Below are 13,452 nucleotides of genomic sequence, written 5' to 3' on the forward strand. Positions count from 1 at the left end.
CGCGCCGCCGGCAGCGACGCGGGGAGACCGTCCCGGGTCAGTCCACGGGCCAGGTGTGGACCGGGGCGTTGAGGTGCATGTAGTCGATGTACTGCTGCGTCATCCGCCGCAGGGCCTCGTGGCGGTCGCAGTGGGCGGTGGCGTCGATGTGGTGGAACATCTCCTTCTGCCACACGGCCCCGTTGCGGCCGGTGACGCACCGCTGTTCGATGATCCCGAGCAGCGGCTCCCGCCAGGCCTCGTCCATGCCGGAGCGCTCCAGCCCGCGGTGCGCCAGCGGCAACAGCCGCCGCAGGACCAGCTCGGCCGCCGGTACCTCGCCCATGTCGGGCCAGTACAGCCGGGCGTCGATGCCGTGCCGCGCCGCCGTGTGCAGGTTCTCCTCGGCGGCCGAGAAGGACATCCGTGACCACACGGGGCGGTCCTCCTCCACCAGGGCGCGGGTGAGCCCGTAGTAGAAGGCGCCGTTGGCGAGCGTGTCGGCGACGGTCGGGCCGGCCGGCAGCACACGGTTCTCCACCCGCACGTGGGGTTTGTCGTGGGCGATGGCGTAGACCGGGCGGTTCCAGCGGTAGATCGTGCCGTTGTGCAGGGTGAGTTCGCCCAGTTCCGGGACGTCGCCCCGGTTCAGGGTCTCCGCGGGGTCCTGGTCGTCGCACAGGGGGAGCAGGGCCGGGAAGTAGCGCAGGTTCTCCTCGAAGAGGTCGAAGACGCTGGTGATCCAGCGCTCCCCGAACCACACCCGGGGCCGTACCCCCTGCACCTTGATCTCCTGCGAACGGGTGTCGGTGGCCTGTTCGAACAGCGGGATCCGGGTCTCGTGCCACAGTTCCTTGCCGAACAGGAAGGGCGAGTTGGCCGCCAGGGCGACCTGGACCCCGGCGATCGCCTGCGCCGCGTTCCAGTAGTCGGCGAACTGCTCCGGGGACACCTGGAGGTGGAACTGCGTGCTGGTGCACGCGGCCTCCGGGGTGATCGTGTCCGCGTAGGTCCGCAACCGGTCGACGCCGTCCACCTCGATGTGCAGGTCCTCGCCGCGCGCCGCGAAGACCTGGTCGTTGAGCAGCCGGTAGCGGGGGTTCTCCGACAGCGCGGACTCGCCGACGTCCTCCTGCCGCAGGGTGGGGAGGATGCCCGTCATGATCAGGTGCGCGCCGACGGACCGGGCGCGCCGGTCCGCGTGGTTCAGCGCGTCGCGGATCTCGGACTCCCAGGAGTCGGGTCCGCCCGCCGTCAGACGGCGCGGCGGAATGTTGATCTCGAGGTTGAACCGGCCCAGCTCCGTGGACCAGGCCGGGTCCGCGATCGCCTCGAGCGCGTCGGTGTTGCGCATCGCGGGCTCGGCCCGTTCGTCGACCAGGTTCAGTTCGATCTCGAGCCCCACCTGGGGCCGCGCGGACTCGAACCGCGAATCGCGCAGCATCTGGGCGAACGCCTCGAGGCACTCCTGCATTTTGATCCGGTAGCGGCGGCGGTCCTCGCGGGTGAAGGTGAGCGCCGGGACGTCCCGTCCCATCGGTCTCCCTCCCGGGTTCTGGTCCTCGGACACCTTGTCCACCCCAGCGTCGCACCACCGGGCGGACCCGACCACGCGGGATGGCGGTGCGGGTGAGGTGCCGCGGCACCTCACCCGCACCGTCTCGCCGGCCGGTGTCCCGGGAGGGCTCAGCCGGTCGGGTCCTCGGCGAGGAAGGCGACCAGGCCGTCGAGGAGCATGGTGCTGCCCTGCTCGGCCATGTCGCGCTCCTGCGCCGTGTCGCACGTCTGGCGGAGCACGATCCGCGTCCGCCGGCCGTCCTCCTCGGCGAGCTCCATGCTCATCGTGGTGGGTTCGGGCTTGCCGGGGACGTCCATGCCGAGCACCAGCAGACGGTTCTCGTCGACCTCGAGGTAGGAGCCGGTCAGCGGGAACCGGCCGCCGTCGGGGGTGAGCATCGTGGACTTCCACACGCCGCCCGGCCGTACGTCCATCTCGACGGAGCCGGGGACGGCGTGGGCCCACCGGGCGTAGTGCCCGGGAGTGGTCCAGGCCTGCCACACCGTGTCCGCGGGGGCGTCCAGCGTCCTGGTCAGCGTGTAGGAGAAGCCGTCGTCCGTGGTGGTCGGCTCGGTGCTCATGTCGTTGTCCTCCGCCTCGTGCCGGTCGGGATCCGTCGCATCTGTAGACGGGCGGGGGCCGGCAAAGTCATCGGTCGCCGGGCCCCCGCCCGGCCCACGGGGACGAGCGCGGCCCGGGCGGCGGCCGAGAGCCGCGCCGCACCGGTACCGAAGGACCGGCCCGCTCGGCCCCCGCCCGGAGGAGATCTTTCTTCCGAGGCCCGTTCGGGGCCATCCATCCCGCTGCCCTGGGTACCCGAGACGTCCCGGCGCGGGTCCGCCGCGCCCTCCCGGGACGGGAGGCTTCCCTGGCCGGTGTCGACCGATCGATCCGCAGAGCTCCCTCGAAGGCGCCGACCACTCCGCCCGCCGTTCCACCCCCGCACCGAGGAGCGGTACCGCAATGACCGAGTACGAACACTCACGCACGATGCCCGCCGCGCCGGAGCACGTCTTCGACCAGGCGGCCAACGTCGACCAGATGAGCAGCTGGCTTCCGGAAGCCCTGCACCTGCACGCCGAGGACCTGCCCGCCGTCACCGTGCACGAGGACCGCTTCGACGAGGACACGACCGCCCTGCTGCGCGCCCGGCGGGACCAGATGCGGCTCGAATGGGGCACGCGCGACCAGGGCGACTACACCGGCTGGCTCCAGGTCGCCGGCATCGACAGCGGAGCCAGCGAGGTCACGGTGCACCTGTCCTTCTTCGACGACAGCCACGACCCGGGCGAGCAGGTCGTGCGCGACGCCCTGGACACCAGTCTCCGGCGACTGGAGGAGCAGGTGCGGCTGCGCGTCGACAACGCGGCCGGCTGACCCGGACCGGTACGACGACATGCCTCGCCCGAAGCAGTACGCGGTGGCCGCCTCCGGGCAGTGGACCGACGAGGAGGAGGGCCGGCGCAGGCTGCCCGCCGGTGAGGTCCACGCCTGGGAGCCGGGCCTGAACCAGACCGTCTGCGGGCTGTCCCTCAGCCGCTCGCGGCTGATCCGGTTCCCGCACGTCTCCTGGCCGGACACCTTCCCGGAGTCCGGGGGCGCGGCGGACCGGGTTCGGCGCCAGTGCCCGCGCTGCGCGTCCGTCGCCGGACGCCGCGGCGGCGACGCGCGTCCGCGGTGGCACCGCGTCAATCCGCGGCCGTGAACACGGGTCGTGGACGCCGGGCGTGGACGCCGGCGGTCGCGGCGCGCGGGGCGGACCGGTGCGGACCGTCCACGTCGCACCGGCCCCGCGGCCGTTCAGCCCGCTCGGCGGGTCCGCACGGCCGTCCCGGCCGTCCACCGGTCCGCGGTCATCCGGCAGACGACCTCGATCCCCATCTCCGCGGGCGCGATCGGTCCCGCGGAGACCGGCGCGCGCCCGACCTCCACGAACCCCAGGCGGCGGGCGACGGCCCCGCTGGCCGGGTTGGCGGCGTCGTGGCGGATCTCGACGCGGTCGACGCCCGGCAGCCGGAGGCCCTGCCGGGCCAGAGCCGCCGCGGCCGCCGTGGCCAGCCCCCGTCCGGTCCAGTGGGGGTGGAGCCAGTAGCCGATGTCGAGTCCGCCCGCGCCGACGCGGCGGTAGAGCCCGCAGCTTCCCACCATCGCCCCGTCCGAGGTGATGGCGTAGGCGTAGGCCTCCCCGGTCCGCCACTGCTCCTGGTTCCGGGCGAGGAAATCGGCAAGCTGCTGCCGGTCGGGCGGGTCGGAGGCCCAGGGCATCCACGGCACGAGATGCTCCAGGGACTCGCGGATCATGCGTTCCAGGGCGTCGAGGTCGCCCGTGCGCCACCGGCGCAGTTCCACCCGCTCGCAGCGCAGGATGTCGGCAGGCTCTTCCACGCACCGGATGCTCTCGCGACCGGTGGGCACCGGCAAGGTGTTTTCGCCGTCGGCACCGTGCGGCGACCGCCGTCCCGGCCGGTCTCCCCGGGGGGCACCGGTGAAGCCCCGGCGGGCGGGAGCCGCACCGACGGCCGGGGGGCGTGGCGCGCACGCGGAGGCGGACGGACGTGGTACGCACGCGGAAGCGGACGAACGGGGCCGTTCTTTCAGCCGGTTCGTCAGTCGAGCGCGATCCGCGCCGCCACCGGCAGGTGGTCGCTGCCGGTGGCGGGCAGGGCACGGATGCGGCCGACGGTCGCCGAGCGGGCCATGACCTGGTCGATCCGGACCAGGGGGAAGGCGGCCGGGAAGCTGAAGGCGAAACCCCGCTCGGCCACGTTCATCCGTGAGGTCACGGGCGCCAGACCGCGGTCGTCGACGGTGCCGTTCAGGTCTCCCAGCAGGACGACGGTCTCGAGGTCCTCGGCGGCGAGGGCCTCGCCCAGCAGACCGGCGCTCTCGTCGCGCCGGGAGGACGCGAGGCCGCCCGCCCCGACGCGGACCGAGGGCAGATGCGCGACGTACGCCGCGACGTCGCCGTGCGGCGTGCGGACCACGGCGCGCAGCCCGCGCTCCCAGAACCCGGTGATCCCGCGGGGCCTGATGTCCAGCGGCCGGGCATCGGCGAGCGGATACCTCGACCAGAGCCCGACGGTGCCCCGGACCGCGTGGTACGGGTAGTGCGCGGCGAGAGTCCTCTCGTAGACCGGCAGGGCCCGGGGCACCAGCTCCTGCAGCGCGAGGAGATCGGGCCGGGCGGCGGCCAGGGCGCGGGCCGTGCCCGCCGGGTCGGGGTTCTCGTCGCTGACGTTGTGCTGCACCACGACCAGGTCGCGCGTGCCCGGCCCGGCCCCGGGCAGCAGCAGCCCGCCGAAGAGGTACGTCCAGGCCGCGACCGGCAGGAGCAGGGCCACCAGCGCCGTCGCGGAACGGCGCAGCAGCGCCGTGCCGAGCAGCCCCACGACCACGAGCCCCAGCCACGGCAGGAACGATTCCAGCAGACTGCCCGCGCGGCCCACGGAGTTGGGCACCACCCGGTGGAGGGCCAGGAGCCCGGCGGTCACCACCGCGAGCGCGGCGATCACCCGCCCCCGCGTCCGGACCGGCCGGCCCCGCGTCCCCTTCGTGTCGCCCCCGCCCGGAGCCCACCGCTCCACCCACCGGCGCGGTGCCGTCCGCACCGTCGGCGCCGTACCGCTGTCCACCCGATCCGCCATGGCTTCCCGTCCACTCGACCTCGTCCTTCAGGACGGGCCCGGGCACGCATCGGTTTCCCGGGGAGGGCAGCCACCGGTGGAGGACGTGAGGCCGCGAGGACGTGAGGCCGCGAAGACGTGAAGACGTGAGGACGCGGAAGGGACGGGAGGGCCGGCCGGCGCTCTTCGCGGGCGGCCTCCTCCGGGGGGCCGGGTCGAGAACGTCGTGCGGAGTCCGCGGCAGCGCCCCCGGGGACCGACGCGACGGCGTTCCCCGGGCATCGAGGCCGCCCGCGACCTCGGTCCGCCTGGGGAACCCCGCCCTCCCCGCGTCCGCGCCCGCCCGGTCGCCGCGCCGGTTTCACCCGCGAAGGGCGGATACCCGGTCCTCGATCCGTTCCTCACACACCCCGGGAGGACTCATGGCGACGGGTGAGACGGGATTCAGCGACCTCGTGTACGACCTCATCTCCGTCCAGTACCACTCGCTGAAGGCGGGGCACGATTACGGCCAGTACGTACGCGACGCGGAGAACGCGAACGAGGAGGAGATCGCCGACTTCTTCCGGACCGTCATGGCACAGGACGCGGAGCGTGCGGCCCGCTGCCACCGGTTCCTGGCCCGGCTGTCCGGCACCGAGAAGGCCGGCCCGGCGGTCGACTGACCGGTACGCGGACGAGGCGGGAAACGCCGGCGCGCAAGATGGACCGGTGCATTTCACGCCAGATTGGATGACGTCTCTTTCCGGCCGGGTCCCGGCCGGACGGAGCGTCCCTCGCACGCGCCCCGCCGCACCGCGGGCGGTCCCGTGCGGCGGTCGCGCGCCGCTCCGGCCAGGCATCCGTCCGGTGGCCGGGGGACACGGTGCCCGCACCGTCCGGTCGCCGATGCACGGACCCCGCCCTTCCGCCCCATGGGTCTTCGCCTTTTCCGCGCGGCCGCACACGGCTTTCCCGCTCGTTCGGGGCGTGGAAAACGGCCTGTTGGTACCGGTGCGTCTGTCCCGTCCGCAGGGCCCGTGTTCCCGTGACGTGGAAGAGGGCACTTGGCCCGTTGGCCCGGGGAGGGCGTTCGGCCGGCCGATGAAACGGCCGGTGAAAGAGGGGCGGGATGAGAATGGTTCGGGTGCTCGTGGTGCACGACGAGGGGCTCCTTCGTTCGGCATTGGTACAACTGCTCAGATCCGACGAGACCCTGGAGGTCTCGTCCCTGTGTCCCCGCACCGACGCACCGGACCACCGGGCGGGGCCGATGGACGTGTGCGTCGTCGACGGGGACCGCCTGGAGGGGGCGGGCGATGAGTGGGGCGCGCCCTTCAGGGCGCTGTGCGGAGACCGGCTCGTGGTCCTGGCGACCCCGGAACGACCGGGGGTGCTCCACAGGGCCTTCGACGGCGGGGCGCTCGGTCTCGTGGACAAGAACGCCTCCGCCCAGCGGCTGATCACCGCGGTGCACACGGTCGCCCAGGGCGAGCGGTTCCTCGACGAGACGCTCACCGTGGCCCTGCTCAAGGGGGCCCGGATGCCCCTGACCACCCGTGAACTGAGCGTCCTGTCCCTGGCCGCCCAGGGGGCGCCGGTGGCCGAGATAGCGGCCCGGCTGCACCTGTCGCGGGGCACCGTCCGCAACTACATGGCCACGGCGATACGGAAGGTGGGGGCGCGCAACCGGGTGGACGCGATCCGCATAGTCCAGAGCGGCGGCTGGACCTGACCGGGGCGCGGCGCGGGAGACGCGCCGCGCCCCGCACGACGGGCGGCGGTCACGGCTCGCGGTGCCGGCCGCCGTTCCAGTGGCCCGTCAGGTCACGGTAGAGGGAGGAACGGGCCAGCACCTCCTGGTGCGTGCCGCACACCGTCCGCACACCGTCCAGCACCAGCACCCGGTCCGCCCGGACGGCGGACGACAGGCGGTGTGCCACCACCAGCAGCGTCCCCGGCCGCCGCGCGAGGGCCTCCTCCGCCCGCGCCTCCGACGCCGGGTCCAGGTGGCAGGTCGCCTCGTCGAGCAGCAGCAGGGGGGCGGCCGACAGATGGGCGCGCGCCAGCGCGACGAGCTGCCGCTCGCCCTGGGACAGCTCGTCCGGCCGCAGCGGTGCGTCCAGCCCGCCCAGGCGCTCGACCAGCGGCCGGAGGGCGAGGTCGCGGACGGCGGCGTCGACGTCGGCCCGGCACGCGTCCGGTCGCAGATAGGTGAGGTTCTCGCCCACCGTGCCGGCGAAGACGTACGCCTCCTGGGGAACCAGCGCGCGCAGGGCGCCGAGCTCGGCGGCGGTGCGTCCGGCGACCGGTCGGCCGGCCACCCGCACCTCGCCACTGCTGGGCGCGAGCATGCCCGCGACGAGGCGGGTGAGCGTGGACTTCCCGATGCCGCTCGGCCCGACGACGGCGATGTGCTCGCCCGGGGCGACGCACAGGTCGAGGGAGTCGAGGACGGGCTCCGCACGGACGCCGTAGGACAGGGTCACCGCCCGGAACTCCACCGCAGGGCCCGGCCGGCGAGCCGTGGGAGGGCCGGAGCGCGCGGCACGGGCGGACCGCGGCACGTCCTCGGCCGCGGAGGGGGAGCCGCGGCCCGCGACCGGGGCCGCGGACGTTCCGCGGTCCGCCGGCGGGACGGCGCCGGCCGCCGCCGGGAGACCCGCGGCCGGGGACGCGGGCGCCGGCGGTGCCGGGCCGGTGATCCGGTCCACGACGACCAGCAGCCGGGACCCGGCCGCACCGAGCGCGGTCATCAGCGTGTGCACGGCGGGCAGCAGCGACTGGGCGAGATAGGTGAAGGCCCCCAGCAGCGCCCCCGCCGTCACGCCCCGGCCGCGCAGCCACGGCACGGTCACCAGCAGCATCAGGACGGGCAGGTGGCCCGCGACACCGAGCGCCGCCGTGCGCACCGCCGCCCAGCGGGCCAGGACCCGGGCCGACGCGGCGGCGTCGGCGACCAGTTCCGCGCCGCGCCGCGCCGTCTCGGGCCCGGTTCCGCAGGCCGTGAGGTCGCGCAGCGCCGCTCGTGCGCGGGTCGCGTGGTCGCCCAGCGCCTCGTCGGCCGCCAGGGCACGCCGCTGAGCCGCGGCCATGGGCCGCAGCGTCGCCAGGAACAGGGCCAGGCCCGCCAGCAGCGGCGGCAGGACCACCACGAGCAGGTCCGGGTGCAGCGACAACAGCCCCAGCAGGGCTCCGGCGGCGGTGAAGACGAACGAGCGCAGGGTGAGGACGAGACCGGCGAAGCTGTCCCGGGCGATCTCGACCTGGTTCGTCAGCCGGGAGACCGCCGCCCGGTCGGTCCCGCCCGGCCGGGCCAGCGCCCCGGCCAGGGACCGGTCGACCGCGCGCCGCACGAGACCGTCGCGCAGCGGCTCCGTCAGCCCGGCCAGCTCGGCGAACACGCCCCGCATCACCGGAGCGCCGAGCAGCACGGCCACCGCGGCGACGGCGAGCCACCACAGCCCCCGGCGGGTGTCGCCGGCGAGGAAGCCCTGGTCCACGGCGCGGGCGACACCGTGGCCCACCACGAAGGCCTGACCCGCCTCGGCCACCGACCAGAGCGCGAGCCGCGCCAGCACCCCCTTGCGGCGGGCGAGGAAGCGACGGGCCGGCGGCACGGTCCGGCGCAGCGCCCCGGACCCGGCGTCCTTCTCCTCCGCACGACTGCCCACGGCGCCGGTCACGACCGCGCTCCCTCGGGCCGGACCCCGTGGTCCCGGCGCGGCGCCGGACCCTCGTCCCCACCGGAGCCGAACAGCGCCCGGTAATCGGGCTCCCGCCACAGCTCGCGGTGCGGCGCGACCGCCCGCACGCGCCCGTCCTCCAGCCAGATCACCCGGTCCGCGCGCGCCGCGACCGACGGGCGGTGCGCGACGACCAGGCGGGTCCCGGGCCGCACCGAGCGGCGCAGCGCCCGGTCCACCTCGTACTCCGTGGCGGTGTCCAGACTGGACGTCGCGTCGTCCATGACCAGGAGCCGCCCCGCGTGCGCGAACGCCCGGGCCAGTCCGAGGCGCTGGTACTCGCCGCCCGAGAGCGGAGCCGACGGCAGCGGGGTGTCGTAACCGCGCGGCAGACGGCGCACGAAGGCGTCGGCGCCCGCGGCGCGGACGGCCCGCCGCACTTGCTCGGGCGGCACGCGCCGCGGTCCGGCGGCGACGGCCTCGGCGACGGTGCCCCCGCCCAGGACCGGACGCTCGAAGGCGAAGGCGACCTCGGTGCGCAGCGCCTCACGGCCCAGCCGGTCGAGGCGGACGCCGTCCAGCAGCACATGGCCCTCGTCGGGGTCGATCAGCCGGCCGGCCACGGCGGCCAGGAGGGACTTGCCCGCCCCGCTGCGCCCGACCACGGCGGCGGTGCTGCCGCCCGGCACCCGCACACCGTCCGCGCGCAGCACCTCCCTGCCGTCGCGCAGCACCCGCACCCCGCACAGTTCGAGGTCGCCCGGGCCGTCCGGGGGCAGGTCGCACGTTCCGTACGCCAGAGCGGGCAGCCGTTCCAGCGCCAGGGTGCGCTCCCGTGCCCGCCGTCCCCGCACGACCGCGCCCAGCAGTGTCGCCGCGCCGCCGACCCCGGCGGCCAGCTGGGCGTAGCGGCAGACGGCGAGCAGGTCGCCGACGCTCAGGGCGCCCGACGCGAGGCGCACGCCGCCGACGGCCGTGGCGGCCAGGACCAGCAGCGGCACGAGGACACCGCTCCTGGCCAGCGCCCGGCCGTGCAGCACCCACATCCGCCCGCCCAGCGCGCCGAGCTCCGCCAGGGGTGCCAGCACGCGCCGCCGTTCCCGTGCGCCCGTCCCGGCGGCGGCGATGGTGGCCGCCCCCTCCATGGCCTCCAGCAGCCGGGAGGCGATCTGCGACTGCACCCGCTGGTAGGCGGCCACCGACGCACCGGTGTCGCGTGCGAACGCCCGCAGCACCAGCGCCAGCGCGGGCAGCCCGGCCAGGACGCACGCCGCCACCCACAGGTCGACGAAGGCCAGCGCCACGAGTGCGCCGGCCGGAGTGACGAGCGAGGCCGCCAGCGCCGCCCGGGCCGCGGGGACGCCCCCCGCGTCGGCGGCGTTGAGGGTGAGGCGTGTCCCGACGTCGCCGGGGGAGTACGGCCGCGCACGGTCCGGTACGCCGTGCAGCAGGCCGGTGAAGGCGCGGGACCGGATCGACGCCGTCCATCCGGCGTTGCAGCGGCCGGTGAACAGCGCGGTGAGGCTGTCGAGCAGCACCTCGCCGACGAGCAGCGCGGCGCTCAGGGCCGGCCAGGGGCCCGGGTCGCCGCCGCGCAGCAGCAGGTCCAGGGTGTGGCCGAGGACGAGGGGCTGGGCCACCGCCGCCGCTGCCGCCGCGACCGAGCACAGCAGCACCAGCGCCGCGGGCGTGCGGCCCGGCTCCGGGCCGGCCCCGTCCTGGGCCGCGCGTGCCCGCCGCAGCCGGGTCTTGGTCGTGCGCACCAGCCGACTTCCCTCCGTCCGTTCCACGGTCCCGGGGGCGCCGGCCGGCATCGGCGTACTGGCCGGCGCACAGCAGCGGCGCCCCGGGCGGTGAGCCCGGGGCGCCGGTACCGAGCGGAGCGGTTCACCGCGTCACCGCGGCGGGCCGCTCGAGCGTCAGTTACAGGTCGTGACGCTCAGGCTGCTGTCGCCGCAGAGCAGCAGGCTCGCGCGGCTGCCCGTCTCGACGTCCCCCATGGCCTCTTCCTTGGGGGTCTCCAGCGACTGCAGGTCGAACAGGTTCATGACGTCGTCCCTTCGTTCGGCAACGGGTTTTCTTTCACGGCCCCGGATGGGACCGGCTCTGGGGGCCGCCGCCCCTCGGGCGGCGGCGGGAGGAACGGCAACCCGGCGGGCGGGTCGCCGTACACGGAGGCGACGGCCAGCAGGCATCCGGCCGTCCCGGTGGAGAGGTCCATGGACAGGCGCATCATCTGCTCACCGGGGAAGGCGAGCCGGCCCCGGTAGGACATGGCGTGCCAGGACAGCGCGTCGAGTTGGCGCCGGACGGCCTCACGTCCCGTACCGGGCCCGGTGGCCGCGGTGCGTCCGAGGAAGAGCACCATCCCGGACACGCCCCGGTACAGTCCCGGCTGGGCGTAGAACATGGCCTGGGCCGCCGCCACGATCTCGTCCCTCGCCCGGGCGAACTCCTCGTCGTGGCGGTGGGCCAGGTAGTCGTCGAGCACCATGCCGATGCCCACGCTGCCCGCGCCCAGGTAGGGCATGGTGCGCCATCCCTCGTCGACCTGGAGGGCGCCGCCCGCTCCCCGGACGCAGCGGGCGAGGTCCTGGCGCAGCGCGGAACCCGCGAGGTCCAGCAGGGCCGTGTCCCCGGTGCGTTCGTACAGCCGGACGAAGAGCAGGGCGCGTCCGGCCGCCCCGTGCAGCAGCCCCGCGCGGGGCGGCCGGGCCGGGGCCTCGCCCGCGGCCGGCGTGGAGCGCGCGGTCAGATCGGCGCAGCGCAGGGCCGCCGAGCGGAGCGCGGTGTCGCCGGTGGCGGCGGCCAGTGAGTCCAGGGCCAGGCCCAGCCCGGCGGTGCCGCTGTGCAGGTCCGCGGCGAGGTGGTCGAAGGACTGGTCGAGCAGCAGCTCGGCGAGGTCGAGCGCGCGGTCGCGGTGCCCGAGGTACTCCAGGGTCCAGGCGATCCCGGCGAGTCCGTCGTGGAAGCCGAGCGGTATGCCCGACGGCGGCTGCTTGGTCCGCTCCAGCAGCCACTGCTCCCCGTCCTCGTGGCGTCCCGCCCCGCTCTCGGCCAGGGCGTACAGCACGCCGGCCGCGCCGTGGCCGAACGCCAGTCCGCCGCCCGCCGTGGCGAACTGCGCGATGTCCCCGGGGAAGAGGCGGTCCGTGCGGGACGGTGTCGCCGACGCGTGGATCGCCGAGGCCATCGACTCCCGGCTGCGGGGCCAGTCGCCCGGCTCGACGGGGACGACCGGCTCCGGGTCCCGCGGTGCCGCGGGCGAGTCCGTGACGCCGTCCGTGATCTCCTCGACCGCCGCGTCCAGGAAGTCGCGCCCCACCGGGAACTGACGCGCCACCAGGTCGGCGAGGTGTCTCGCCTTGCGCCGGTCCAGCGCGAGCAGGCTGGTGAGCGGGAGGAACAGCGCCAGCCGCAGGCAGGCCAGCGCGTACCGGTCCACCGAGATCCCCCGCCGCCCGGGCGGCGCGACGAACCCCGGGTTGGCGACGGTCTGCCGGCCCGGCTCGTCGACGTGGTGCGCCGCCTCGAAGTCCAGCAGCGCGACACTGCCGTCCTCGCGGATCATGATGTTGAACAGGTGCAGGTCGTTGAAGACCACGCCCCGTGCGTGGACGTCCGCGACGGCCCGTTCCACCCGGGCGTGGACGTCGAGGGCCCAGTCGGTGTACTCGGCCAGCCGCTCCTCGCCCGGGTCGGCCTCGATGAGCGGGTGACGGCGCGCGAAGAACGTGTTGAGCGGCTTGCCGTCGATGTGCTCCAGCACGAGGAAGTGGTGGTCCCCGACGGTCAGGTGGTCGAGCACCTCGGGTGTGCAGTCGAGGCCCGACAGGAGTTCCAGCGCCCGGCGTTCGCGGTGCAGCCGGGTCACCGCGTCGGCGCCGTCGGCGGCCAGTCCGGCGTGCGGACGGGCCTCCTTGAGGACCACCTGTGCACCGGTGCGGGTGTCACGGGCGAGGTAGACGCCCCCGCCGTTGGAGAAGTGCAGGGCCGACTCGATCGTGTACGGCAGGTCCGTCACGGTCACCGCGGCGCGGGCGTCCAGGTGCGGGCGCAGGAAGGCCGGCAGGGTCACCCAGTCCGGTATGCGGAAGACGGGACCGCGCAGGTCGGGCACCAGCACTCCGTCGGGGCGGGCCACGGCGGGCCGCAGCTCACCGCTCTCGTCGTAGCAGTTGCGGCGGGTGAAGCCGCCGTACCGGACGTGCACGGGACCGTCACCGAGCCGCAGGTCGCTCAGGATGTGGGGGCCGGGCTCCCCGGCCAGCAGGTCCGAGAGCTCGCCCGCGACGCGTTCGAAGCGCGCCTCGTCCGCCGGGTACACGGTGATGAACTTGCCGCTGCCGGCCCGGTCGGCGTACTTGGCGTTGCGCTGGTGCAGCAGATAGCGGCTGGGGACGAACTTGAAGGCCGTCCCGTGGGCGAGGCAGTGGGCGCGGACGCGCTCCAGCACGGACTCGGCGTTGTCGAGACACGCGGAGATGTGGATCTTCCAGCCCTGATCGGGGAGGTCGGCGTCCACCGGCCGCAGGGCGAGCCAGTCCCCGCTCTCGTTCTGCTGCCATCCCGCCGGGACGGGCAGAGAGGCCGCGGCGTACCGGGACCGCCCCGCACCGGTGCGGGG

At 75.2% G+C, this 13,452-nt stretch carries 12 protein-coding genes; 4 read left to right on the forward strand and 8 right to left on the reverse strand.

The window, feature by feature from the left end; all coding sequences use genetic code 11:
- Positions 1-37: 37 nt before the first annotated feature.
- On the reverse strand, positions 38-1,516 hold the full coding sequence (locus B7L92_RS21335) for a glutamate-cysteine ligase family protein (RefSeq protein ID WP_081239092.1): 1,479 nt from the start codon (positions 1,514-1,516) through the stop codon (positions 38-40).
- A gap of 149 nt (positions 1,517-1,665) precedes the next feature.
- Positions 1,666-2,118, reverse strand: coding sequence for an SRPBCC family protein (locus tag B7L92_RS21340; protein ID WP_081239093.1), 453 nt, complete (start codon positions 2,116-2,118; stop codon positions 1,666-1,668).
- A 382-nt stretch (positions 2,119-2,500) separates the two neighbouring features.
- Here B7L92_RS21340 and B7L92_RS21345 point away from each other — a divergent pair, with 382 nt between their 5' ends.
- Positions 2,501-2,914 carry an SRPBCC family protein gene (locus tag B7L92_RS21345; protein WP_081239094.1) on the forward strand — a complete coding sequence of 138 codons (414 nt, stop codon included), beginning with the start codon at positions 2,501-2,503 and terminating at the stop codon, positions 2,912-2,914.
- Positions 2,915-2,933: 19 nt separating this feature from the next.
- Positions 2,934-3,242, forward strand: coding sequence for a hypothetical protein (locus B7L92_RS21350; RefSeq protein ID WP_081239095.1), 309 nt, complete (start codon positions 2,934-2,936; stop codon positions 3,240-3,242).
- Positions 3,243-3,337: 95 nt separating this feature from the next.
- Here B7L92_RS21350 and B7L92_RS21355 read toward each other — a convergent pair whose 3' ends face one another.
- Positions 3,338-3,922 (reverse strand): GNAT family N-acetyltransferase, encoded by a 585-nt coding sequence (locus B7L92_RS21355; RefSeq protein WP_081239102.1) that lies wholly within the window; start codon positions 3,920-3,922, stop codon positions 3,338-3,340.
- Positions 3,923-4,143: 221 nt separating this feature from the next.
- Complete coding sequence (locus B7L92_RS21360; RefSeq protein WP_170102228.1) at positions 4,144-5,181, reverse strand: endonuclease/exonuclease/phosphatase family protein; 1,038 nt, start codon at positions 5,179-5,181, stop codon at positions 4,144-4,146.
- 401 nt (positions 5,182-5,582) lie between these two features.
- Here B7L92_RS21360 and B7L92_RS21365 point away from each other — a divergent pair, with 401 nt between their 5' ends.
- Together B7L92_RS21365 and B7L92_RS21370 are read left to right on the forward strand one after the other, a co-directional pair.
- The gene (locus B7L92_RS21365) at positions 5,583-5,825 is read left to right on the forward strand and encodes an acyl carrier protein (RefSeq protein WP_081239097.1); all 243 of its coding nucleotides are present in this window, start codon (positions 5,583-5,585) and stop codon (positions 5,823-5,825) included.
- A gap of 446 nt (positions 5,826-6,271) precedes the next feature.
- Positions 6,272-6,874 (forward strand): response regulator transcription factor, encoded by a 603-nt coding sequence (locus B7L92_RS21370; RefSeq protein WP_081239098.1) that lies wholly within the window; start codon positions 6,272-6,274, stop codon positions 6,872-6,874.
- A gap of 49 nt (positions 6,875-6,923) precedes the next feature.
- Here the strand turns inward: B7L92_RS21370 and B7L92_RS21375 are convergent, their stop codons facing one another.
- The 4 genes from B7L92_RS21375 to lanKC all read right to left on the reverse strand — a co-directional run.
- A complete protein-coding gene (locus tag B7L92_RS21375; protein ID WP_081239099.1) occupies positions 6,924-8,825 on the reverse strand; it encodes an ATP-binding cassette domain-containing protein in 1,902 nt (633 codons plus the stop codon).
- Positions 8,822-10,639, reverse strand: a complete 1,818-nt coding sequence (locus B7L92_RS21380; RefSeq protein ID WP_107501559.1) for an ABC transporter ATP-binding protein — start codon at positions 10,637-10,639, stop codon at positions 8,822-8,824. Before B7L92_RS21380 ends, B7L92_RS21375 begins: the two co-directional genes overlap by 4 nt.
- Before the next feature lie 105 nt (positions 10,640-10,744).
- Positions 10,745-10,873 carry a mycelium formation morphogenetic lantipeptide SapB gene (ramS, locus tag B7L92_RS21385; RefSeq protein ID WP_016827684.1) on the reverse strand — a complete coding sequence of 43 codons (129 nt, stop codon included), beginning with the start codon at positions 10,871-10,873 and terminating at the stop codon, positions 10,745-10,747.
- A partial coding sequence (gene lanKC, locus B7L92_RS21390) for a class III lanthionine synthetase LanKC (protein WP_107501560.1) occupies positions 10,870-13,452 on the reverse strand: 2,583 nt, incomplete at its 5' end. The genes lanKC and ramS, both read right to left, overlap by 4 nt.

This window comes from Streptomyces viridosporus (assembly GCF_002078235.1).
Classification (GTDB): domain Bacteria; phylum Actinomycetota; class Actinomycetes; order Streptomycetales; family Streptomycetaceae; genus Streptomyces; species Streptomyces viridosporus.

Excerpts from the sequence above, each read along its gene's own strand:
- B7L92_RS21360 (WP_170102228.1), bottom strand. The coding sequence starts at position 5,181 with ATGGCGGATCGGGTGGACAGCGGTACGGCGCCGACGGTGCGGACGGCA.
- B7L92_RS21350 (WP_081239095.1), top strand. The coding sequence starts at position 2,934 with ATGCCTCGCCCGAAGCAGTACGCGGTGGCCGCCTCCGGGCAGTGGACC.
- B7L92_RS21365 (WP_081239097.1), top strand. The coding sequence starts at position 5,583 with ATGGCGACGGGTGAGACGGGATTCAGCGACCTCGTGTACGACCTCATC.
- B7L92_RS21340 (WP_081239093.1), bottom strand. The coding sequence starts at position 2,118 with ATGAGCACCGAGCCGACCACCACGGACGACGGCTTCTCCTACACGCTG.
- B7L92_RS21380 (WP_107501559.1), bottom strand. The coding sequence starts at position 10,639 with ATGCCGGCCGGCGCCCCCGGGACCGTGGAACGGACGGAGGGAAGTCGG.
- B7L92_RS21335 (WP_081239092.1), bottom strand. The coding sequence starts at position 1,516 with ATGGGACGGGACGTCCCGGCGCTCACCTTCACCCGCGAGGACCGCCGC.
- B7L92_RS21370 (WP_081239098.1), top strand. The coding sequence starts at position 6,272 with ATGAGAATGGTTCGGGTGCTCGTGGTGCACGACGAGGGGCTCCTTCGT.
- B7L92_RS21345 (WP_081239094.1), top strand. The coding sequence starts at position 2,501 with ATGACCGAGTACGAACACTCACGCACGATGCCCGCCGCGCCGGAGCAC.
- ramS (WP_016827684.1), bottom strand. The coding sequence starts at position 10,873 with ATGAACCTGTTCGACCTGCAGTCGCTGGAGACCCCCAAGGAAGAGGCC.